Source organism: Peptococcus simiae (genome assembly GCF_046569735.1).
In the GTDB taxonomy this organism is placed as follows: domain Bacteria; phylum Bacillota; class Peptococcia; order Peptococcales; family Peptococcaceae; genus Peptococcus; species Peptococcus simiae_A.
This window is the reverse complement of record NZ_JBKICG010000055.1, coordinates 1-342: the sequence shown is the minus strand read 5'-3', so window position 1 is coordinate 342 and position 342 is coordinate 1. Positions and strand designations below refer to the sequence as shown.

Annotated in this window: 1 protein-coding gene; it reads left to right on the top strand. The window is 46.5% G+C overall.

Annotation, left to right across the window (positions count from 1 at the left end; translation table 11 throughout):
• Positions 1-342, top strand: a 342-nt coding sequence (locus ACLGL1_RS09840) for an IS3 family transposase (RefSeq protein WP_411008491.1), incomplete at both ends; no start/stop codon positions are given.

Here is a 342-nt window from a genome sequence, read left to right as displayed (position 1 = left end):
GCAACAAAAAGCAATGAAGACAAAGCAAGAGTCATCCACAAGCTCCGAGAACAAGAAAGATTTACCCTAACAGAGATTCTTGCTGCCCTCCATTTCCCCAAATCCACCTACATGTACTGGCAAGCCCACTGGAAGAAGCCGGACCCTGATCAAGACCTAAAAGATGCCATTCTAGCCATCCGAGACCACCACCCAAACTACGGCTATCGTCGCATTCATGCAAGCCTTATTAAGGACGGCTGGTCCATCAACCGAAAGAAAGTCCAACGCATCTGCCAAGACCTACAGATCCAAGTCAAAAACTTTGGCCGTAAATATAGAAAATACAATAGCTACAAGGGC